22 protein-coding genes are annotated in these 20,900 nt (G+C 66.0%); 9 read left to right on the top strand and 13 right to left on the bottom strand.

The features are described 5' to 3' along the window. Nucleotides 1–10: 10 nt before the first annotated feature. From cueR to AmiPiv_RS12305, 6 genes are all read right to left on the bottom strand, one after another. Nucleotides 11–412, bottom strand: a complete 402-nt coding sequence (gene cueR / locus AmiPiv_RS12330; RefSeq protein WP_340037765.1) for a Cu(I)-responsive transcriptional regulator — start codon at nt 410–412, stop codon at nt 11–13. A gap of 124 nt (nt 413–536) precedes the next feature. After that, a complete protein-coding gene (locus AmiPiv_RS12325; protein WP_340037764.1) occupies nt 537–2,072 on the bottom strand; it encodes a multicopper oxidase family protein in 1,536 nt (511 codons plus the stop codon). A 74-nt stretch (nt 2,073–2,146) separates the two neighbouring features. Then, nucleotides 2,147–2,530, bottom strand: coding sequence for a hypothetical protein (locus AmiPiv_RS12320; protein WP_340037763.1), 384 nt, complete (start codon nt 2,528–2,530; stop codon nt 2,147–2,149). A gap of 121 nt (nt 2,531–2,651) precedes the next feature. Then, the gene (locus tag AmiPiv_RS12315; RefSeq protein ID WP_340037762.1) at nt 2,652–3,665 is read right to left on the bottom strand and encodes a 2Fe-2S iron-sulfur cluster-binding protein; all 1,014 of its coding nucleotides are present in this window, start codon (nt 3,663–3,665) and stop codon (nt 2,652–2,654) included. Between the two features lie 9 nt (nt 3,666–3,674). Continuing rightward, entirely contained in the window at nt 3,675–3,944 is a 270-nt protein-coding gene (locus AmiPiv_RS12310) for a glutaredoxin family protein (protein ID WP_340037761.1), read from the bottom strand. Nucleotides 3,945–4,006: 62 nt separating this feature from the next. Continuing rightward, nucleotides 4,007–6,556 (bottom strand): heavy metal translocating P-type ATPase, encoded by a 2,550-nt coding sequence (locus AmiPiv_RS12305; protein ID WP_340037760.1) that lies wholly within the window; start codon nt 6,554–6,556, stop codon nt 4,007–4,009. A 268-nt stretch (nt 6,557–6,824) separates the two neighbouring features. On the opposite strand from AmiPiv_RS12305, the gene AmiPiv_RS12300 reads away from it, so the two are divergent. The 7 genes from AmiPiv_RS12300 (at nt 6,825) to AmiPiv_RS12270 (ending at nt 12,463) form a co-directional block, all read left to right on the top strand. Then, nucleotides 6,825–7,022: a heavy-metal-associated domain-containing protein gene (locus tag AmiPiv_RS12300; protein WP_340037759.1), complete on the top strand. Its 198-nt coding sequence runs from the start codon at nt 6,825–6,827 to the stop codon at nt 7,020–7,022. A 246-nt stretch (nt 7,023–7,268) separates the two neighbouring features. Then, nucleotides 7,269–8,114, top strand: a complete 846-nt coding sequence (locus tag AmiPiv_RS12295) for a cytochrome c oxidase subunit II (RefSeq protein WP_340037758.1) — start codon at nt 7,269–7,271, stop codon at nt 8,112–8,114. A 74-nt stretch (nt 8,115–8,188) separates the two neighbouring features. After that, entirely contained in the window at nt 8,189–9,961 is a 1,773-nt protein-coding gene (locus AmiPiv_RS12290) for a cbb3-type cytochrome c oxidase subunit I (protein WP_340037757.1), read from the top strand. Further along, on the top strand, nt 9,958–10,662 hold the full coding sequence (locus tag AmiPiv_RS12285) for a cytochrome c oxidase subunit 3 (RefSeq protein WP_340037756.1): 705 nt from the start codon (nt 9,958–9,960) through the stop codon (nt 10,660–10,662). Before AmiPiv_RS12290 ends, AmiPiv_RS12285 begins: the two co-directional genes overlap by 4 nt. 12 nt (nt 10,663–10,674) lie before the next feature. Continuing rightward, nucleotides 10,675–11,397: a heme-copper oxidase subunit III family protein gene (locus AmiPiv_RS12280; RefSeq protein ID WP_340037755.1), complete on the top strand. Its 723-nt coding sequence runs from the start codon at nt 10,675–10,677 to the stop codon at nt 11,395–11,397. A gap of 9 nt (nt 11,398–11,406) precedes the next feature. Next, a complete protein-coding gene (locus AmiPiv_RS12275) occupies nt 11,407–11,790 on the top strand; it encodes a cytochrome C oxidase subunit IV family protein (RefSeq protein ID WP_340037754.1) in 384 nt (127 codons plus the stop codon). Between the two features lie 202 nt (nt 11,791–11,992). Beyond that, the gene (locus AmiPiv_RS12270; RefSeq protein WP_340037753.1) at nt 11,993–12,463 is read left to right on the top strand and encodes an aminoacyl-tRNA deacylase; all 471 of its coding nucleotides are present in this window, start codon (nt 11,993–11,995) and stop codon (nt 12,461–12,463) included. 89 nt (nt 12,464–12,552) lie between these two features. Here AmiPiv_RS12270 and AmiPiv_RS12265 read toward each other — a convergent pair whose 3' ends face one another. Further along, complete coding sequence (locus AmiPiv_RS12265; RefSeq protein WP_340037752.1) at nt 12,553–13,395, bottom strand: DUF2189 domain-containing protein; 843 nt, start codon at nt 13,393–13,395, stop codon at nt 12,553–12,555. Between the two features lie 241 nt (nt 13,396–13,636). Between AmiPiv_RS12265 and AmiPiv_RS12260 the strand changes: the two genes are divergently transcribed. Beyond that, complete coding sequence (locus tag AmiPiv_RS12260; protein ID WP_340037751.1) at nt 13,637–14,032, top strand: c-type cytochrome; 396 nt, start codon at nt 13,637–13,639, stop codon at nt 14,030–14,032. 343 nt (nt 14,033–14,375) lie between these two features. Here the strand turns inward: AmiPiv_RS12260 and AmiPiv_RS12255 are convergent, their stop codons facing one another. The 6 genes from AmiPiv_RS12255 to AmiPiv_RS12230 form a co-directional block, all read right to left on the bottom strand. Further along, the gene (locus AmiPiv_RS12255) at nt 14,376–14,981 is read right to left on the bottom strand and encodes a histidine phosphatase family protein (protein ID WP_340037750.1); all 606 of its coding nucleotides are present in this window, start codon (nt 14,979–14,981) and stop codon (nt 14,376–14,378) included. Further along, nucleotides 14,981–16,075 carry an ABC transporter ATP-binding protein gene (locus AmiPiv_RS12250; RefSeq protein ID WP_340037749.1) on the bottom strand — a complete coding sequence of 365 codons (1,095 nt, stop codon included), beginning with the start codon at nt 16,073–16,075 and terminating at the stop codon, nt 14,981–14,983. The genes AmiPiv_RS12255 and AmiPiv_RS12250 overlap by 1 nt, the downstream gene beginning before the upstream one ends. After that, on the bottom strand, nt 16,072–17,817 hold the full coding sequence (locus AmiPiv_RS12245; RefSeq protein WP_445206952.1) for an ABC transporter permease: 1,746 nt from the start codon (nt 17,815–17,817) through the stop codon (nt 16,072–16,074). The genes AmiPiv_RS12250 and AmiPiv_RS12245 overlap by 4 nt, the downstream gene beginning before the upstream one ends. A 97-nt stretch (nt 17,818–17,914) precedes the next feature. Continuing rightward, nucleotides 17,915–19,036 (bottom strand): ABC transporter substrate-binding protein, encoded by a 1,122-nt coding sequence (locus AmiPiv_RS12240; RefSeq protein ID WP_340037748.1) that lies wholly within the window; start codon nt 19,034–19,036, stop codon nt 17,915–17,917. A gap of 19 nt (nt 19,037–19,055) precedes the next feature. Continuing rightward, a complete protein-coding gene (locus AmiPiv_RS12235) occupies nt 19,056–19,892 on the bottom strand; it encodes a MurR/RpiR family transcriptional regulator (RefSeq protein WP_340037747.1) in 837 nt (278 codons plus the stop codon). Between the two features lie 166 nt (nt 19,893–20,058). Then, a complete protein-coding gene (locus AmiPiv_RS12230; protein ID WP_340037746.1) occupies nt 20,059–20,532 on the bottom strand; it encodes a hypothetical protein in 474 nt (157 codons plus the stop codon). 70 nt (nt 20,533–20,602) lie between these two features. Between AmiPiv_RS12230 and AmiPiv_RS12225 the strand changes: the two genes are divergently transcribed. Then, nucleotides 20,603–20,900 (top strand): alpha/beta hydrolase-fold protein (locus tag AmiPiv_RS12225; protein WP_445206951.1); only part of this gene is annotated, 298 nt, incomplete at its 3' end.

Below are 20,900 nucleotides of genomic sequence, written 5' to 3'. Positions count from 1 at the left end.
GCCGGGCGGACTACTGGGCGGCCTGGGCCCGGCCCGAAAGGCCGTCGATGATCGGGCAGTCCGGGCGGTTGTCGCCATGGCAGTTGTGCACGAGATGGCGCAGTGTGTCGCGCAGCTCGGTCAGTTCGGAGAGCTTGCGGTCGATCTCGACCAGCTTGATTTCCGCGATGGCCTTTACGTCGGCGCTTTCGCGCTGCTTGTCGCCATAGAGCGACAGGAGCTGGCGACATTCCTCGACCGAAAAGCCGAGGCTGCGCGAGCGCTGCAGGAAGCGCAGGCGATGCACGTCCGACATGGAATAGTCGCGGTAACCGTTGCCGGCCCGGTCCGGGCGCAAGAGCCCAATGTCTTCGTAATAGCGGATGGTCTTGGCCGGCAGGCCGGATTTTTCTGATGCGGCACCAATGTTCATAGGTCACTCCTCGAGCGAACTTTTCCGTTGATATAAGGCTTCCAGTTACTGGAAGTGCAAGGGCACATTCGAAATTGTGAATATGGCGGGCCAGCCGGCCTGGCCGCCGGCCCGCCGATGCTCATCAGGCTTCGTAAGCCAGCGAAGTCATCATGCCTGCCGCCATGTGGTAGAGATGGTGGCAGTGCAGCGCCCAGTTGCCGGCATTGTCGGCGTCGAAGGCGATGGTCACCATTCCCATGTTGGACGGCACCAGCACGGTGTCGCGCATCGCGCCGGCGATGCGCTTGCCGTTGACGGCGACCACCTGGAAGCTGTGTCCGTGCAGATGCATCGGATGCGACATGGTGGTGTGGTTCATGAAGGTCAGTTCGAACCGGTCGCCACTCTTGAGCGGGATGGGCTTGTCCTTGCCGTGGACGGCCCCGTCGAGCATCCAGACATAGCCCGGCGCCTCGGTCATCATCATGGTCTGCTGGCGGGTGGCGGCCCGTTCGGCGAGCGGCTTCACCGCCCGCAGGCGCGATTCGAGGTCGCCCGCCACGGCCGGGAAGTCGGCTTCGGCCATTTCGGCCAGCTTGGCCACGGTCGCGCCCTTGGCGGCAAGCACGACGCCAGTGCGCATGCGGCCGCCTTCCTGGACGGCGAAGACCGGCCAGGCCGAGGCTTCCTTCGGAAGCTCGACGACGACATCGAGACGCTGGGCGACGGCGAACTCGAAGCGCGAAGCCTCGATCGGCTCGACCGGCATGCCGTCGACTGCGATCAGGCGGCCGGACAGCTTGCCGAGGTCGATCCACATGTTGGTGCTGGCGGCACCGTTGATCAGCCGCAGCCTCACCCGTCCGCCCGGTTCCACCGCGAAGACCTCGGGGTCGTCGAGGGTGCGGTCGTTGGCGAGCAGGGCATCGTACTGGACGTCCTGCAGGTGGGCGGCGCCGCCCATCTGCATGCCACCCATCTGCATGCCGCCCATGTTGCCCATGCCGCCCATGCCACTCATCCCGCTCATGCCGCCCATGGAGCCGCCACCCATGTCCATGCCGGCCATGGAGTTGCCGCCCGAATCGGACGCGGGCATCTCCATGCCGGACATGTCATGAGCGCCAGCCTTGAGCTCGGCGAGGATCTCGTTCGGGTCGCGGAAGGTGAAGTCGTGGAACAGCACGACGACCTCCTGCATGTCGGCACCAGCCTCGGCCGGATCGCGGACGATCAGCGGCGCGGCGAGCATGTGCTGCTCCTGCAGGCCGAAATGCGAGTGCATCCAGAAGGTGCCTGGCGTGGCGACGGGGAAGTCGTAGTCGAAGCCGGCGCCGTCGGCGATCGGCTCCTGCGAGATGCCCGAAACACCGTCCTGCTTCCAGGGCGGGGTGAGCCCGTGCCAGTGGATCACGGTCGGTTCGCCGATGCGGTTTTCCAGGCGCACGCGGAAGCGTTCGCCGGCATTCATGACGAGCCCTTGCGTGCCGTCATTCTGCGTCAGGCCGAATACGTTGGCCGCACGCCCCTTGACCTCGATGACCCGCTTGCCGGCGGTGATGACCCTGTGGCCTTCGGCCCGGGCCGGACGTGCCGGAAGGAGCAGCGAGGGAACTGCGGCGACCGACAGCGTGGCGGCCGATGCCGTCAGGAAGCGACGGCGTGAAAGCGTTTTCATTTCCAATAGTCTCCAAAACTGAAAGTGTTCCGGCCTTGACCGGCCGGATCGGACGCCCGACGGCGTCTGTCAGCTCAGGAATAGGAGGGTGGCCGTGGATGCGGCGCCGACGTCGCGCCGTGCATCGGCTCGGCTGTGCGTGGCAGGAAGTTCTTCTCTGCGGTCTGCGGGAAGGCCGCGGGCATCGGCACGGGCGCGCAATAGCTGCAACTGATCGCGCACTGGGTCACGCAGCCCTTGACGTCGGTCTGCTTGCCGAGTTCGCCGGCGGCACCATCGCAGCAGAGCGTGTTGGGAACGGCGTGGTGGGCTGTCGTCTGGGCGGCATGCGCCTGGTGCTGGTTGCCGGTCGGGTGCGCGAAAGCCGCCTGCCCGAAGGCGAGCAGCAAGAGCAGCAGCGCCGGAACGAACAGGCGCAACGCGGACCGTGCCAGCATGTGGAAAGAGGCTGCCGTCACCCAAGCATCTCCGCCACGACCGACGACGCGCCAGTCGGCTGCGCGGCGCCGGTGCGTCGTTGGGTGTGATGCCGATGCTTCATGTGCATGTCGCATTATGACGCTTTGATCGGGTCCAAGGTCAAGCCTCTTTGTCGCTTTCCGCCTGCGGCGTAAAGAACACATCGGCGTGAATGTCGGCCGAAAGGACCCCGCGCTCGGCCAGTACGGCCCAGGCCCCGTCGACCATGGCTGGCGGACCGGCGACATAGGCCTTGGCCCCGGCGAGCCAGGCGTGGTCGGCGGCGAGCGCATCCGTCACCAGGCCTTGGCGCATGCCTGGGGCCCCGTCCTGCGCCGGAACCGGCACGAAGGTCAGGTTCGGGAACGCCTCGACCAGTTTGCGGAAATGGTCGACGAGATAGAGGTCGCGCATGGCGCGCACGCCGAAATAGAGATGGATCGGCACTTCGGTGCCGCCGTAAAGCGCCGTCTCGACGATCGACTTCACCGGGGCGAGACCGCTGCCCCCGGCAACAGCTATGATCGGACCGGCATGCGCCTCGCGCAGATAGGCGGCACCGGTCGGGCCCTCGATGCGGACGACGTCGCCCGCCTTCAGCCCGGCATGGATACGGCTGCTCGTCTGCCCGCCTGGCACGGCGCGGACATGCAGCTCGATCAGTTCCTCCTCGGGGCGATTGGCCATCGAATAATGCCGAGGCGGCGCGCCGGGAACGGTCAGCGTCAGGTATTGGCCCGCGGCGAAGCGGAAGGCGGGACGGTTGGCGAGCCGCAGGCGCAGGGCGAGGATGTCGTGGGTCATGGCTTCGACGGCCACGACCTCGGCGTCCTGGGCGACGGACGGCTTCGCGATATAGGCATCGTCCAGCCATTCGACCGTCACGTCGCCGGTTGGCACCGAGCGGCAGGCGAGGATCAGCCCTTCGGCACGCTCCTCCTCGGTGAGTGCGAAGGGCGAGTGCTTGCCGAGTTCGACATCGCCGCTCACCAGGCGCGACTTGCACGAACCGCAGCGGCCCGAGCGGCAGCCATGCGGATAGTTCACGCCGGCCTCGAGGGCGGCAAGGAGGATGCTCTGGGCCTCGGCGACCGGGACGCGGCGGCCGACCTGCGGAAGGGTAAGATAGGTCATGAAAAATGCTCAGGCTGCGCGGCTCTCGCCGAGCGCCGCTTCGATCCCGCGGAGCTGGTCGGCGAAGGTGCCGTAAAAGACATGGATGTCGTCGATGATGGTGATCGGGGCGACGCGGACGCCGGTGCGGCGCTTGGCCTCCTCGGCGATGGCCGGCTCGCGCAGGTCGTGTTCGACATAGGCGAGGTTCTGCGTGGCCAGCCAGCGCTTGAGCGCGAGGCAGTCGGGGCAGGTCGGCGTCGTATAGATCTCGATCCGGGGAGCGGTTTGGCTGGACATGTGCGTGGCCTCGGAAATCCTGGGAGGGGGCCGGCCCGCCGCGGTGGCGGGCCGGAGAGGCGTCAGTGGCTGCTCGCCAGGGCTGGGCTGACGCCGATGGGGGAGCCAGCCGTGGAACGGACCGGCGCCTGGAAGCGCTTCAGCCGCATGGCGTTGCCCAGCACGAACACGCTCGACAGCGCCATGGCACCGGCCGCCAGCATCGGCGACAGCAGCGTGCCGCTGACCGGGTAGAGCACGCCGGCGGCGACCGGGATCAGGCTGACGTTGTAGGCGAAGGCCCAGAACAGGTTCTGCCTGATGTTGGCGATCGTGGCCTTGGACAGGGCGATCGCGTTGGTCACGCCGAGCAGGTCGCCCGACATCAGCACCACGTCGGCGCTTTCGATCGCCACGTCGGTGCCGGTGCCGATCGCCACGCCGACATCGGCCTCGGCGAGCGCCGGCGCGTCGTTGATGCCGTCGCCGACGAAGGTCACCTCGCGGCCACCGGCGCGCAGCCGCTTGACGGCGTCGACCTTGCCGTCGGGCAGGACCTCGGCCACCACCTCGTCGATGCCGAGCTGGGCGGCGATGGCTTCGGCCGTGCGACGGTTGTCGCCGGTGATCATCGCGACCTTCAGACCCATGTCGTGCAGGGCGCGGATCGCCTGCGGCGTCGTTGCCTTGATCGGGTCGGACACGGCGATCACCGCAGCGAGCTTGCCGTCGATGGCCGCGTAGAGCGGGGTCTTGGCCTTGTGGCCCATGCTGATGGCGGTCTCGGCGAACTCCTGCACGCCGATGCCGAGCTTGGTCATGTAGCGGTCGGCGCCGACGGCGATGCGGTGCTTGCCGACGGTGGCGCTGACGCCGAAGCCGGGCACAGCCTCGAACTCGCCCACGTTGGCCGCGGCAAGGCCTTCTTCCTTGGCGGCGGCGACGATGGCGGCAGCCACGGGGTGCTCGGACTGCGCCTCGACGCTCGCCACCAGCGACAGGACCTTGGCGCGGTCGAAGCCCTTCGCCACCTCGAGGTCGGTCATGACCGGCTTGCCGGCGGTCAGCGTGCCGGTCTTGTCGAGTGCCACGACCTGCGTCGTCTTCAGCGACTGGAGCGCCTCGCCGTTGCGGAACAGGACACCGAGTTCGGCGGCGCGGCCGGTGCCGACCATGATCGAGGTCGGCGTGGCCAGGCCCATGGCGCACGGGCAGGCGATGATGAGCACGGCGACCGCGTTGACGAGTGCGAAGGTGACGGCAGGCTCGGGGCCGAAGAACAGCCAGACGGCGAAGGTGAGCGCGGCAGCGACCATCACCGCCGGCACGAACCAGGACGTGACCTTGTCGACCAGGGCCTGGATCGGCAGCTTCGAGCCCTGCGCGGTCTCGACCATGCGGATGATCTGGGCCAGCAGCGTATCGGCGCCGACCTTGGTGGCGCGGTAGGTGAAGCTGCCGGTCTTGTTGATCGTGCCGCCCACGACTTCGGCGCCTTCGCCCTTGCTCACCGGGATCGGCTCGCCGGAGATCATGGATTCGTCGACGAAGGACGAACCGGACACGACGATGCCGTCGACCGGAACCTTGTCGCCCGGACGTACCTGGACGACGTCGCCGGCGACGACCTCCTCGAGCGGCACGTCGACGAACTCGCCGTTGCGCTCGACGCGCGCCGACTTGGCCTGCAGGCCCATCAGCCGCTTGATCGCCTCGCTGGTGCGGCCCTTGGCCTTTGCCTCGAGGAAGCGGCCGAGGATGATCAGGGTGATGATCACCGAGGAGGCCTCATAGTAGACGTTGACCGTGCCTTCCGGCAGCAGGCTTGGGGTGAAGGTGGTGACCACCGAATAGGCCCAGGCCGCGGTCGAGCCGAGCATGACCAGCGAGTTCATGTCGGGCGCCATGCGCAGCAGCGACGGCACGCCCTTCTTGTAGAAGCGCATGCCGGGTCCGAACTGCACGATGGTGGCGAGCAGGAAATAGCTGAGGTAGAGCTGCTGCTGGCCGATGTTCGTCAGCAGCCAGTGGTGCATTGACGGAAACAGGTGCGAGCCCATTTCGAGCACGAAGATCGGCAGCGTCAGGATGGCGGCGATCGCGAAGTCGCGCTTGAGATGGGAAAGCTCGCGGTTGCGGGCCTCCTCGCGGCTGTCGGCGGCAGACCCGGCGCTCACGGCCTCGCCGCGGCGCGGTTCGTAGCCCGCCTTGCGGATGGCCGCGTCGATCGCCGCGCGCGGCGCGCTGCCGACGAAGGATTCGATGGTGGCGCGTTCGGTGGCGAGGTTGACCGACGCCTTGAGCACGCCCGGCACGGCTGCGATCGCCAGCTCGACGCGGCGGACGCAGGACGCGCAGGTCATGCCCTCGATCTCGACCTCCGACTTTTCGACCGGCACGGCGTAGCCGGCGCTCTGGATCGCGGTGATGACGGCGCCCGAATCAACGTTGCGGTCGAAGGTGACGTCGGCGCTTTCGGTCGCCAGGTTGACCGAAGCCGAGTTCACGCCCGGGACCTTGGCGATGGCCAGCTCGACGCGGCGCACGCATGAAGCGCAGGTCATGCCTTCGATGGGGAAGCTCTGACGTGCGGCGCCTGCGGACAGATTTGGTGGATTCAGGGGTGCATTCATGGTGCGAGACCTCATTTCGTCACTTTCGCATCGAGGTCTAATGGTTCCAGTGTCAGGAAGGTCAACAGGGTTTTTCTGGCCACCTGAAAATTGGATAAATATTTGAAAAAATGAATGTTTATCGGGCATTCTGATCCAGATGGAGAAAAAATTCACGTCCGACAGGCGATCACGAAATCGTTACTGACGCTGCCTTTGACCTTCCAGTTGCTGGAATCACCACTTGCGGGACACGGCGCCAGTGCCGGCCAGAAACAAGGATAGAGACATGCTGAAGTTGAATGTTCCGGACATGACCTGCGGCCATTGCGTGAGCGTGGTCACCAAGGCGGTGCAGAGCGTCGATGCCGGCGCGCGCGTGGACGTCGATCTCAAGTCGCAGATCGTTTCCATCGCCACCTCGGCCGAAGCTGCCAGGATCGCCCAGGCACTCGACGTCGCCGGCTATCCCGCGCGGTCGGCCTGAGCGCCATCGCTACACGACCAAGGGCGGCGCAGACCGGCAGACGGCGCGCCGCCCTTTGTGTTTGCTGGTCTTTCCAAGAAGATTTACTCGCACGGGGAAGAGTTTCCGGCGGCCCGGGGGCCCCGCTTATGTGACGCGGGGCGGCGGCTCGCGTTCCCCTAGTATTTCGTTTGCAAATCAAGCTATGATGGCGCGCGGCCTTCCTGAAGGGAAAGAGTCCCTGGGAGATGCCCGGAGGAACTGAGGATGGCCATTGCGCTCGTGCTCGTTCTCATAGTCGTCGGCTCGGTGCTGTTCCACGTGCTGAGCCCCTGGTGGTGGACGCCGATAGCCTCCAACTGGGGCTACATCGACAGCACCCTCGTCATCACATTCTGGATCACCGGCGCGGTCTTCACCGCCGTGGTGCTGTTCATGGCCTATTGCGTCTATCGCTTCCGCCACAAGGAAGGGGCGAGGGCGCATTACGAGCCCGAAAGCCGCAAGCTCGAATCCTGGCTCACCGCGATCACCGCAGTCGGCGTCGCCGCCATGCTGGCGCCGGGGCTTTTCGTCTGGAGCCAGTTCATCAGCGTTCCCAAGGACGCGACCGAGGTCGAGGTCGTCGCCCAGCAATGGCAGTGGAGCTACCGCCTGCCGGGAGCCGACGGCAAGCTGGGCACGTCGAATGCGCGCCTGGTCAGCCCGGATAACCCGCTGGGCGTGAACCCCGAAGATCCGAACGGCCAGGACGACGTGGTCGTGGAGGCGGCCGACCTGCACCTGCCGGTGGACAAGCCGGTCAAGGTGCTGCTGCGCTCGCTCGACGTGCTGCACGATTTCTACGTGCCGGAGTTCCGCGCCAAGATGGACATGGTGCCGGGCACGGTCACATATTTCTGGTTCACGCCGACGCGGACCGGGACCTTTGAGGTGCTGTGCGCGGAGCTTTGCGGCGTGGGCCATGCCTTCATGCGCGGCGCGGTCCTCGTCGACACGGAGCAGGACTACACGACGTGGCTGCAGCAGCAGTCGACCTTCGCCCAATTGTCCGCGCCCGCCAAGGTGGGCGCGCTCGCCGAACCGGCCGGGACCGCGGCGAAGGCTGAATAGGAGACGCATTCGGCGCCGCCGGCACGGGGCCGGTGCCGCCGCGAAGAGCACGACAGGCAGCAAGAGGTGTTTGGATGGTCGATGTCACGCCTCATGGAGCAGACCTGATCCCGCCTGCGGAAGTGGCGGAGGTCGAGCTCTATCATCCCCACAGCTGGTGGACGAAATACGTCTTCTCGCAGGACGCCAAGGTCATCGCCATCCAGTATGCCGGCACGGCGCTGGCCATCGGCTTCGTCGCCCTGGTGCTTTCCTGGCTGATGCGGCTCAAGCTCGCCTTCCCGGAGGCCTTCGCCTTCATCACGCCGGAAGCCTACTACCAGTTCATGACCATCCACGGCATGATCATGGTCATCTACCTGCTCACCGCGGTGTTCCTCGGCGGCTTCGGCAACTACCTGATCCCGCTGATGGTCGGCGCGCGCGACATGGTGTTCCCCTATGTCAACATGCTGAGCTACTGGATTTACCTGTTCGCCGTGCTGGTGCTGGTGGCCAGCTTCTTCGCGCCGGGCGGGCCGACGGGCGCCGGCTGGACGCTCTATCCGCCGCAGGCGATCACCTCGGGCACCCCGGGCGGCCAGGACTGGGGCATCATACTGATGCTCGTGTCGCTCATCCTGTTCATCATCGGCTTCACGATGGGTGGCCTCAACTATGTGGTGACCGTGCTGCAGGGGCGCACCCGCGGCATGACGCTGATGCGCCTGCCGCTGACGGTCTGGGGCATCTTCACGGCAACCGTGATGGCGCTGCTTGCCTTCCCCGCGCTCTTCGTCGCCTGCGTCATGATGCTCTTCGACCGCATCGTCGGCACGAGCTTCTTCATGCCGGCGATCGTCGAGATGGGGCAATTGTCCACCACAAGCGGCGGCAGCCCGATCCTGTTCCAGCACCTGTTCTGGTTCTTCGGACACCCGGAGGTCTACATCGTGGCGCTGCCGGCCTTCGGCATCGTCTCCGACCTCATCAGCACGCATGCGCGCAAGAACATCTTCGGCTACCGCATGATGGTGTGGGCGATCGTCGGCATCGGCGCGCTTTCCTTCGTCGTCTGGGCGCACCACATGTACGTTTCGGGCATGCACCCGTATTTCGGCTTCTTCTTCGCCACCACGACGCTGATCATCGCGGTGCCGACCGCGCTCAAGGTCTACAACTGGATCCTGACGCTGTGGCGCGGCGACATCCACCTGACCATCCCGATGCTGTTCGCGCTGGCCTTCATCGTCACCTTCGTCAATGGCGGGCTGACCGGACTGTTTCTCGGCAACGTGGTCGTCGACGTGCCCTTGTCCGACACCATGTTCGTGGTCGCGCATTTCCACATGGTCATGGGCGTCGCGCCGATCCTGGTGGTGTTCGGGGCGATCTACCACTGGTACCCCAAGATCACCGGCCGCATGCTCAACGAGGCGATGGGTCGCTTCCATTTCTGGGTCACCTTCGTCGGCGCCTACCTGATCTTCTTCCCGATGCACTATATCGGGCTGGTGGGCGTGCCGCGGCGCTATCCCGAACTCGGCGACACCGCCTTCGTGCCGGCCTCGGTGCAGACGCTGAACGAGTTCATCACGATCGCGGCGCTGACGGTCGGCTTCGCACAGCTGGTGTTCCTGTTCAACCTGTTCTGGAGCCTGCGCAACGGCAGGCAGGCGGGCGACAATCCGTGGCGGGCGACGACGCTCGAATGGCAGACGGCGGGCACGCCGCCGCCGCACGGCAATTTCGCCAAGGAGCTTCCGGTCGTTTATCGCTGGGCCTATGACTACAGCGTGCCGGGCGCGCCGGAGGACTTCATCCCCCAGAACGACCCGGGCCCGGTCACGCAAGGCGACAGGGCATGACCGTCGTCCTCGTCTTCGTGCTTGCGGTCATGGCGGTTGCCGGCTGGTGGCTGGCGCGGCAGCGGCTCATGTCCAGGCCGTGGCTCGAGGTCGGACCGGTCACGGCGCATCCCGAGACGGAGGCACCGCTCACGCATCCGGCCAAGATCGGACTCGGCGTGTTCCTGGTGGTCGTCGGCGCGCTGTTCGCGCTGTTCATCAGCGCCTATTTCATGCGCATGGCCTATGCCGACTGGCAGCCGGCGCCGGTGCCACGGCTGCTTTGGCTCAATACCGGCATGCTGGTTCTGGCGAGTGCCGCGCTGCAATGCGGGGTTCATGCCGCCCATAAAGGGCAGCTGACCAACCTTCGCCTCGCCCTGCTCGCCGGCGGGCTCGCATCGCTCGCTTTCCTGGGCGGGCAGCTCCTGGCCTGGCGGGATCTTGCCGCGCAGGGCTACTACGCCACGGACAATCCGGCGGTGAGCTTCTTCTACCTTTTGACCGCTATGCACGGCCTGCACATCGTTGGCGGGCTGGTGGCGCTCGGGCGTACCAACCTGCGGGCGTGGCGGACGGTCCGCACCGAGGGGCTCACGCTATCGACCGAACTCTGCGCCATGTACTGGCACGTGCTGCTCGTCGTCTGGTTCGTGCTGTTTTCGGTGCTGATGGGCTGGGCTGCCGAATTCATCGACATCTGCCGCAGGCTGCTGAGCTAGGGAGGAAGCGGGATGGCCGACACCACGCTGGGACACGCCGACCACGAAGCGCAACGTCCTGCCGGCCTCAGCGGCGTCGCCGCCGACTGGGCCTCGGACCAGCGGGCATTCAAGAACGTATCCTGGGGGAAGGCCATGATGTGGATCTTCCTGCTCAGCGACACCTTCGTGTTCGGCTGCTTCCTGCTCGCCTACATGACCGCGCGCATGTCGACCACGATACCGTGGCCGAACCCGAGCGAGGTGTTCGCGCTGAACATCGGCGGCTCCGAGGTTCCGCTCATCCTGATCGCGATCATGACCTTCGTGCTGATCTCGTCGAGCGGCACCATGGCGATGGCCGTCAACTGGGGCTACCGGCGCGACCGCAAGAAGACCGCGGCGCTGATGCTCCTGACCGCGGCCCTCGGCGCGACCTTCGTCGGCATGCAGGCCTTCGAATGGACCAAGCTCATCACCGAAGGCGTCCGCCCGTGGGAGAACCCCTGGGGTGCTGCGCAGTTCGGCTCCTCGTTCTTCATGATCACAGGCTTCCACGGCACGCACGTGACGATCGGCGTGATCTTCCTGCTGATCGTCGCCCGCAAGGTGTGGCGGGGCGACTACGACACCGGCGCCCCCGGCTTCTTCACCAGCCGCCGCGGCCAGTACGAGAGCGTCGAGATCATGGGGCTCTACTGGCACTTCGTCGACCTGGTCTGGGTGTTCATCTTCGCATTCTTCTATCTCTGGTGAGGTCAAGCCATGGCACAGACAGAAGTCGGGGATCAGGGCCTGCACGGCCATGGCGGCCACGCCCGCGCCGTCGCCCACGAGGTGGGCCAGCAGCATCCGATCAAGCTCTATCTGGTGGTGTGGGGCTGGCTGTTCATCCTCAGCGCCTGCTCCTACGCGGTCGACTATTTCGGCGTGCAGGGCCTCTTGCGGTGGGGGCTGATCCTCACCTTCATGATGCTCAAGGCGGGGCTGATCGTGGCCGTCTTCATGCACATGGCCTGGGAGAGGCTGGCGCTCGTCTACGCCATCATCGTGCCGCCGCTGGTGATCCTGGTGTTCGTGGCGATCATGGTGATCGAGTCCGACTACACCGAGGTCACCCGGGTCTTGTCCTTCGGCGTGGGTCGCTAGAACGGCGGGCATCCCGATCAATGTAGTTCCGCCGCCCTGGCTGTTTTCCTGGCCGCATTCGTGCCGCCAGACGATTCCGTCTGGCTGCAAAAATGCTCCAGGCATCGCGGCTGCTTCCTCGTTGACAGGGAAAACGATGGGAGGAGAATGGTTTCTCTCGTTCTCCTACGCGTCAGCACCCTCCAACAGAAGGACGCCTACGATGACGATCGCAAGGAAACTTCAAGACTACATCGACGGCAAGGGCATCCACTACGATACCGTTGCCCATCACCGCACCTCGACCAGCAGCCAGTCGGCGCAGGCGGCGCATATCCCGGGTCGAAGGCTCGCCAAATCGGTGCTCCTTCACCACGAGATGGGTTATGCGCTGGCGGTCGTGCCGAGCAGCCACCGGGTCGAGCTGAACACGCTGCAGGACGTGATCGACAAGCGGCTCGGCCTCGCCTCGGAAGACGAGGTCGGCCAGCTGTTCAACGATTGCGACATCGGCGCCGTGCCGCCGATCGGCGCTGCCTATGACGTGCCCGTCATCCTCGACGAAAGCCTCGGCGGGGAGGGGGATGTCTATTTCGAAGGCGGCGACCACAAGACGCTGGTGCATGTCACCGGCGGCGACTTCCGCGACCTGATGCAGGGCGCGCGCGTCGCTCGGTTCAGCCATCCAGCATGAACCGGCCAAACCTGCACGTCCCGAGACGGGCGAACGTGAGGTGATTCGAAAAGGGAGGCGGCGCCGGCCCGGCGCCGCCGGAGCGCTGGCTACATGCTGCGCTGCCTGCGTGCCTTGGGCGCGGCCGGGACGGGAGCCGGTTCCACGACCTTGCGATAGAGATGCCAGGTCGAGTGGCCGAGCACGGGCAGGACGAGCGCCAAGCCGACCAGCAGCGGCAGCGAACCGGCCAGCAGGGTCAGGGCCACGACCAGTCCCCAGAGCAGCATCGGCACCGGATTGGCGATGATCGCGCGTGCCGAGGTCTCGACGGCCGCGTAGGCGCCGACATCGCGATCGAGCAGCAGGGGGAAGGCGATGACGGTCGTGCTCAAGGTCACCAGGGCGAATACGAAGCCGATGAGGTTGCCGAGCACGATCAGGGTCCAGCCGCGCTGGGTGGTGAGCACGTCGTTGACGAAGCCGGAGAAGGATGCCGGCACGTCGTCGCCATAGAGCCAGCCATAGAGCGCGTGCGCGGTGAGCAGCCAGGCGACGAACAGCGCCACCAGCATCACGCCGAGGACGGCGATTGCCGGCATGGCGGGCGAATTCCGCACCTCCAAGGCGTGCTTCCAGGACGTGTCGAGCTTGAGCTCGCGCCTGCGGCTGATCTCGTAGAGGCCAAGTGCCGCGAACGGCCCGAGCAGGGCGAAACCGGTCAGCAGCGGATAGACGAGCTGCAACGCGTTGCCGCCAGAGGTCCACGTGATCAGGAACACGCCAACGATCGGATAGATCAAGCTCAGAAAGACGTAGTGCGAGGGCTTCTCCCAGAAATCCTCGAATCCAAGGCGAAGCGCGTCGAACACATCCGCTATCCGTATCCGGCGTATGACGGGATGCGCGACGTCGCTGCCGGTTCCTGCTGCATAGACATGGAAATTTGCCATCACCATTCCTCCGAGATCGGGTCCGGTTAGGTCGCGGCTCGCGGTGCTGCCGTCCAGCGTGACTGGTCACGCGAAACCGCGACCTGCACCACGGCGGATCATAGCAATGCTCTTTGCCGTTGTCGCCCCCGCGCAGCGGTGGCCGCCAGGGTGCAACGTGTTGGCGCATGGTGCGTTTCGCGGAGCGGGGGTAGTATCCGGCGCGTCGGCGCGAGGCGTCGACCTGATCTGGGAGACAGCCATGAGACTGACCGCATGGGGCGCATCGGCCCTCGTTGCAGCTTCGGTTCTAGCCACAAGTCCTGTCCATGCCGCCGGCGACGCGGCGGCGGGCAAGAAAGTCTTCGCCAAGTGCCAGGCCTGTCATGACCTGGCCGTCGACAAGAACAGGGTGGGGCCTTCGCTGAACGGCGTCATCGGGCGCAAGGCGGGCAGCCTGCCAAGCTTCGAGGCCAAGTATTCGGACGCCATGAAGCAGGCGGGCGCGGGTGGCCTGGTCTGGGATGAAGCCAACATCACGGCCTATCTCAAGGCACCCAAGGAAAAGGTTCCGGGCAACAAGATGGCCTTCCCTGGCCTGAAGGAAGACGCCGATATCCAGAATGTGATCGCCTATATCGAGGAATCGTCGAAGTAGCGACGAAGAGAGACTTCGTCGGCCAGGCGTTCTTGCTGCTGCCGCCAGGTGCGGCGGCAAGAGTATTCTTTTTTGTCGCGGTTATAGCTGCTTCTACCTCAAACGGGGGATGCGCGGCGATTGAAAATGGTGTGGTTGGTATTGTGGTGTTGCCTCGCATCCCGGTTCAGCTTTGCGAAGCCGGATGGAAATATTGCCAGAGGCAACACCGAGAATACTGATCGCAGTTTCAAATACCGACGACAGTTTTAATTCAGCTAACTATTTTTGCCTCATTGAGGGGAAACTGCGGCCGACATGGGGGACCCTTGGAAGCCGCATTATTTCCTTTGCTGTTGCCCGTTCAATCCGGCGCGTCGAAGTCTGGCGTGACGGCCGCGATGTTGTAGGCTTCCAGCTTGGCAGCCGGCGCGTCGGCCGCGTCGAAGCTCAGGATCGTCGCGGTGCCCGGTGTCACCGGCACGACCCGCGACGGCGGCAGGCCCAGGAACGAGTGGCAGGCGGCGCGGATGACGCCGCCATGGACGATGGCGAGCGTGTCGCCGCTGCATTTCCTCAGGCAGTCACGCAGGCCCTCGACGATGCGGGTGCAGAAATCAGACCACGGCTCGCCCCTGTCGGGGGTGAATGTGCCGGCGCGCCAGGCGAGGTATTCCTGCGGCCTTTCCGCCTCGAGTTCGTGCTTGACGCGGCCGGTCCAGGCGCCCATGTCGATCTCGCGCAGGCGCGGGTCGAGCGGCGCGTCGCCATAGCCGAGCAGGTGCGCCGTCTGGCGGGTGCGGCCGAGATCGGACACCACGACATTGTCGGGCGCCATCGTCCTGGCGAAGGCGGCAAAGCGCTGGACCTGCCTGATGCCGCGCTCGGAAAGGGGCGCGTTGTCGTGGCCCTGAAGCCGGTGCTCGGCGTTCCATGTGGTCTCGCCGTGGCGCACCATGATCAGTCTCATCAGTCGATCCTTTCACCAGTCATCGCAAAGACCGCGCTCGGCTCGCCGAGGAAGCTGAGGCGGATGGGGTCGCCGCTTTCGGCGCTGAAATAGCCTTCGGCCATCGCCGTCAGGCGGCGGCCGCCGGCAAAGGCGGTCACCATGGTGCGCCCGGCGATGGGCGCCGCCTCTTCGAAGCGCGCGGTGATGGCCGGCCGGCCGGGCACGTCGCCGACGCCGATGTCGTGGGCGCGGTAGAGCAGCTGCACGTCCCTGCGGGCCTGGGCGCGTGCGGCGCCTGCAAGCTTCAGCCCCTCATAGACCAGCCCGTCGCCCTCGCTCCTGACCTCGATGAGGTTGGCCGGCGGGGTGCCGAGGAACGTCGCAACGAAGGTCGTGCGCGGATCCTGCAAAAGGTCCAGCGGGGCGCCGAACTGTTCGACGCGGCCGTTGTTGAGCACCGCGACATGGCTTGCCATGGTCATCGCCTCGACCTGGTCGTGGGTGACGTAGACCGATGTCGCGCCCGTCGCGCGGTGGATGCGCATCAGCTCGCTACGCATCTCGATGCGCAGTTTGGCGTCGAGGTTGGACAGGGGCTCGTCGAACAGGAGGATGCTGGGCTTGGGGCCGATGGTGCGGGCGATCGCCACGCGCTGCTGCTGGCCGCCGGAGATCTCGGCCGGGTAGCGCTCCTTGAGGGCGGAGATGCCGAGCAGGCCGAGCACCTCGTCGACGCGCGCGGCGCGGTCGGCCTTGCTCCACTTGGCCACCTTGAGCGGCCATTCGATGTTGCCGGCGACCGTCATGTGCGGCCACAGTGCATAGCTCTGGAAGACGAGGCCGGCATCGCGGGCGCCGGCATCGGCGACGAGGCCGCGCGTGCCGTCGGAAACGGTGCGGCCCATGAAGGCGAGTTCGCCTTCGCTCGGCGTTTCGAGCCCCGCAAGCATTCTGAGCAGCGTGGACTTGCCGCAGCCGGAGGGACCGACCAGCACGAGGAAGGCGCCCTGCGGCACCGAGATGTCGACGTGATCGACGGCGGTGAAGCTGCCGAAACGCTTGCTGACCTTGCGGATCGCGATTGCCGCGGGATTGCCGTTGGCGGGACTCATGCGGATTTCCACTTCTGGACGCGGTTCTGCAGGCGGTGCGCCAGGAGCGTGGCGACGACGCAGAGGACGAGGATGACCATGGTGATGGCGTTGGCGAACTGCATGAAGCCTTCGGCCGCGTAGCGGTAGGCGAGCATGCTCAGCACCGGCGAGGTCGAGGTGAAGAGCAGCACCACCAGCGACAGGTCGCGGATGATCTTGACGAAGACCAGCAGCCCGCCGGCGAGCAGGCCGCGGATGGCGAGCGGCATGACGATGGCGCCCATGCGGCGGAAGAAGCCGGCACCGGTAAGCCGGGCGCTCTCCTCGATGTCGGCCGAGATCTGGCCGAGCACCGACCGGCCCGCCTGCACCGCATAGGGCAACAGGTGGGCCGAAGCCGCGAGCACCAACAGCAGGAAGGTGCCGTAGAGCGACGGCAGCGGACCGATGGGGGCGCCGAACAGCGCGATGTAGGCCGCGGCAAAGGCGATGCTGGGGATCAGGATCGGCGTGAACGACACCTGGCCGAGCACCGTTGCCAGAACCGAGCCCTTGTTGCGGGCGATGGTGTGGGCAAGCGCCAGCCCCAGCGCCATGGTGGTGATCGCCACGGTGACGGCGAGCTTCAGCGTCATCCACAGCGCCTCGATCAGCACCGGGTTGCGGAAGATGCCGGCCTGGCCCTGGGCCATGTCGGTGCCGCCTTCGCCGATCCAGAAATGCAGTGTCCAGTTGGAGAAGAGCGAGCCGTTCTGGAGCGCAAAGCTCGAGGCTGTCAGCACGATTGCCGGCACGAAGGTGGTCATCGCACAGAGCGCGACGGCAACCGCAAATAGCGGCCAGCGCCACTTGCCGAGCGGGAAGCGCTTGGTGCGGCCGCCCTTGCCGGTGACGGTGACGTAGTTCTTACGGCCGGCGACCAGCCGCTCGCCGAGCCAGAGGAAGGAGGCGGAGACGACGATCAAGAGCAGCGCGATGACGAAGCCGCGTTCGGTCTGGCCGGTCTCGATCATGCCGAACAGGCGGGTCGACAGCGTCTGCATGCGCACCGGCAGGCCGAGCAAGGCCGGGGCGGCGAAGTTGGAGACGGCGCCGGCGAAGGTGAGCGAGGCGGCGGCAATGAGCGCCGGAGTGACGACCGGCAGGATGATGCCGAAGAAGATGCGCGAGCGCTTTGCGCCGGCGACCTGGGCAGCCTCGACGAGATCGGCGCCGACCGAGCTGAGGGCGGCGGAAATCACGGTGAAGGCGAGCGAATAATAGTGGGCGATGAGCACGATCAGCGTCGGCACCAGGCCCCAGGCCAGCCAGTCGGGCACCAGCCAGCCATTGGCCTCGAAGAAGCCGACCGAGCCGCCAAGGCGGCTGTTGCGGAACAGCGCGCCCCAGGCGAGGGCGGCGGCGAAGCTTGGGATCATGAAGGGCAGGGTGGCGAGCAGGCCGAGCGCCTTGGGCGCCGGCACGTCGGTCAGCACCACCAGCCAGGCGAGGAAGCCGCCCATCAGGATGCAGCCGCCGGCGACGCCGATGCCGAGCAGGACGGTGTTCCAGAGCGGGCGCCACCACAGGTTCCCGGACATCTTGGAGGCAAGCACCGCCTGCCAGGCCTCGCGGCCGTCGGCGGTGAGCGTCGACAGGATGATCTTGGCCAGCGGAGCCACGACCAGGACGGAAACGATCAGGATGAGGATGATCGGGACGAGTGTTTCGGAGCGCAGAAGGCCTCTCCGGGACAACATGGATGTTGCGACGGCGGACATGACGAACTTTCTTGGCGGATCTGGCGGGGCGATGCGGCGCGGAAAGGGACCGGCAGAGCGGACCGGCGCCTTCCCCGAGGCGCCGGTCCGGCCGCGGTCACTGCAGCGTCAGCACCAGGTCGGCGATACGCTTGCGGGCGGCGGCGGTCTTTACCGGGTCGATGCGCCAGGCCTTCAGGTCCTTGAGCGGAACGGAGTCGGCATTGTCCTTGATCGAGGGGCGCACGGCATAGTCGCCGGCGACGTTGAACGGCTCGAAGGCCGGGCCGCCGGTGGCGGAATCGTCGCCCATCATGAAGTCGATCAGCAGCCGCGCCGCAGCCGGGCTCGGTGCCTTCTCGACCAGAGCCAGGACGGCCGGGAAGAGAATGCCGTTGGTCGGTTCCACATCGTTGGCGACCTGCAGGGCCCAGCCTTCCTTCTTGTTGTCGCGGCGGTCGGAGTAGGTGGCGAAGCCGACCGGCGGGTTCTTGCCGGCCTTGTCGCCGATCGCCTTGTTGATGGCGTCGGAATTGGGAACCAGCACCAGGTCGTTGTCGAACAGGTCGCGGATGTACTGTTCGCCGGCGCCTTGCAGGTCGCTGTCGACCGCGATGGGCTTGCCGAACTGGGCCTCGTAGGCCTTGGCCATCTCGTCGGGGCGGAGCGAGAACTCGACCAGGAGGTCGAGCAGCTCGCCGCGCTGCATCGGGTCGACCATCAGCACGCGGCCCTTCCATTCGGGCGTGGTCAGCTGCCAGAGGTTCTTGATCGGGGAGCCGTTCGGATTGGCGGCCTCGTTGTACATCAGCACCTTGGTCGACAGGCGCTGGGTCAAGAGCGGCGCCTTGTGCTCGTCGGCCAGTTCGCCGGCGACGCGCGGCGGGATGTAGGCCTTGACGCGGTTGGTCTTGACCAGGTCCTCGTACACGACCGGCGTGTCGGCGATGTAGAGCACGTCGACGGCGTTGACGCCGGCGTCCTGCTCGGCGACGACGCGGGCGATCTGCTTGACCGAGCTCATGTCGATGCCGACGAAGTCGATGCCGGGATAGGCTTCCTCGAAGGCCTTCTCGACCTTGGCGATGCGGCTCGACAGCGAGAAGACGGTGACCTTGCCCTCCTTCTGCGCCAGCGGCAGCAGCTCGGCCGCCGTCATCTTGTCGAGTTCTGCGGCGTGTGCGGCAAGCGGCAGCGCTGCCACGGCGGCGACGAGCGCCCATTTCATCGACTTGAGCATCTTTCCCTCCCAGGTTTTCTCAATCGAATTCTTCGAACAGGCCGGACAGGCGCTCGAGCGCGCCCATGACGCGGCTCTGGTGCCTGCCGGCAATGGTGAGCAGGATCGCGTTGACGATGGCGAAGGGCACCGTCGGCGTCTGGAACTCGCTTCCCGAGCGGCCGCGCGGGGCGGCCAGCACGAGGTCGGCGTCTGGCTGCATCATCGACCCGGCAAGGTCGGTGACCAGCATCGCCCTGGCGCCCTGGGCATGGCAGTGCTCGACCAGCGGGGCATAGCTCGTCGGCTGCTTGCGGAAGGCCAGCGCCAGCACGAGGTCGTCCTTCTGCATGCCGACGATGCGCTCGGCGATGTCGCGGCCGCGGCCTTCCAGCACGATGGTGGTCATGCCGAAGCGATCGAGGCGGCGGCGCAGGAACTGGGTGATCGACTGGGCGTGACCCTGGCCGAACAGGAAGATGCGCCTGGCGTCGACGATCATGTCGGCGGCGCGGTCGATGGCCTCCTGGTTGACCGCGAGCCTGAGGTTCTCGAGCGCGGCGATCTCGCTGCCGATCAGGTCGAGCAGGAAGTCGCCGTGCTCGACCTTGGCGACGGAGCGGCGCATGCGCTCGGCCGCGTCCTGGCTCGCCACCAGCTCGCGCTGCAGCTGCCCGCGCAGCTCGGGATAACCCTTGTAGCCGAGCTTCTGGGCAAGGCGGGTGGTGGCCGCCTCGTGCACGCTGGCGCGCTCGGCGAGCCGGGCGCTCGACAGGAAAGCGGCCTCGGCGGCGTTTTCGAGCAGGGCCGAGACCAGCCGCTGGTCGGCCTCGGTGAGGCGGCTCGATTTGCTCTTGATGCGATCCAGCAGTGTCATGATCTTGCATCCACTTTGCATGTGACTCTTAAGATGCAAGATATCTTGCAGTCAAGCGCAAAGGTTGCAAGATCAAACTTTCTGCCTTGCACAGAAAGGATCGTGAAAAACGGAAAAGGCGCCCCGGAAGGGCGCCTTCGAAAGACCGATGCGTGAGGTCGATCGGCTATCTGTATTTCATGTAGCCGACGAAGCCGGTGATCTTCCAGCGGTCGCCCACCTTGCGGCAGAAGTAGAGCGTCTGCCAGTTGAGCACGTCGTCGCTGCCGTCGGCGCGGCGGATGGTGCCGTCGAACTTCTTGCGGGCGATGGCGACGTCGCCAGTGATGTCGATCTCGGTCAGGCGCGTCGCGCGGTGGATGCCGTCGGCCAGCGGCTCGGCGAATTCGGTCGCGGCCGTCTCGGCGGCTTGGCGCAGCCATTCGTCGCGATAGACCGAAAGAGCCGGGAAGGCGGCATTCCAGTCGTCGGGGTTGGCCGAGTTGTGGGCATGGATGCCGAGGAAGCGGCTCTCGTCGAAATCGCCCGCGACCATCGACCAGTCCTGGGCGACGAAGGCCGCGATGTCGCGGCGCACCAGCATCTCCCAGATCTGGGCGCGGTCGGCGTCTCCGGCAAAGGGATTTTCGGCTGCGATCATTTCGGGCTCACTTCGGGTGGAACGACAGTGCCGGCGCGCCGCGAAGGCGGCCATCCGACGATTCGGCGCGATGATGCCCGACGCCACGCCGGTTGCAAGCTGGCGCGGCGGCATTTTCCCGAGCCGCAAGGTTGCGGGCGCGCGGCTGCACCGCTATGCCGAACCGCGTTTGCAAGTCGAGAAGGCAGAACCGATGAAGACCGTTTCCACGTCGAAGTCGCATGGCGGCGTCCAGGGTGTCTATGCGCATGCATCGGAGACGTGTGCCTGCGACATGACCTTTGCCGTGTATGTGCCGCCGCAGGCCAAGGACGGTCCGGTGCCGGTGCTGTGGTATCTCTCGGGCCTGACCTGCACCCATGCCAACG

It is taken from the genome of Aminobacter sp. Piv2-1 (assembly GCF_037625995.1).
GTDB lineage: Bacteria > Pseudomonadota > Alphaproteobacteria > Rhizobiales > Rhizobiaceae > Aminobacter.
This window is presented reverse-complemented; position numbering and strand designations above follow the sequence as displayed.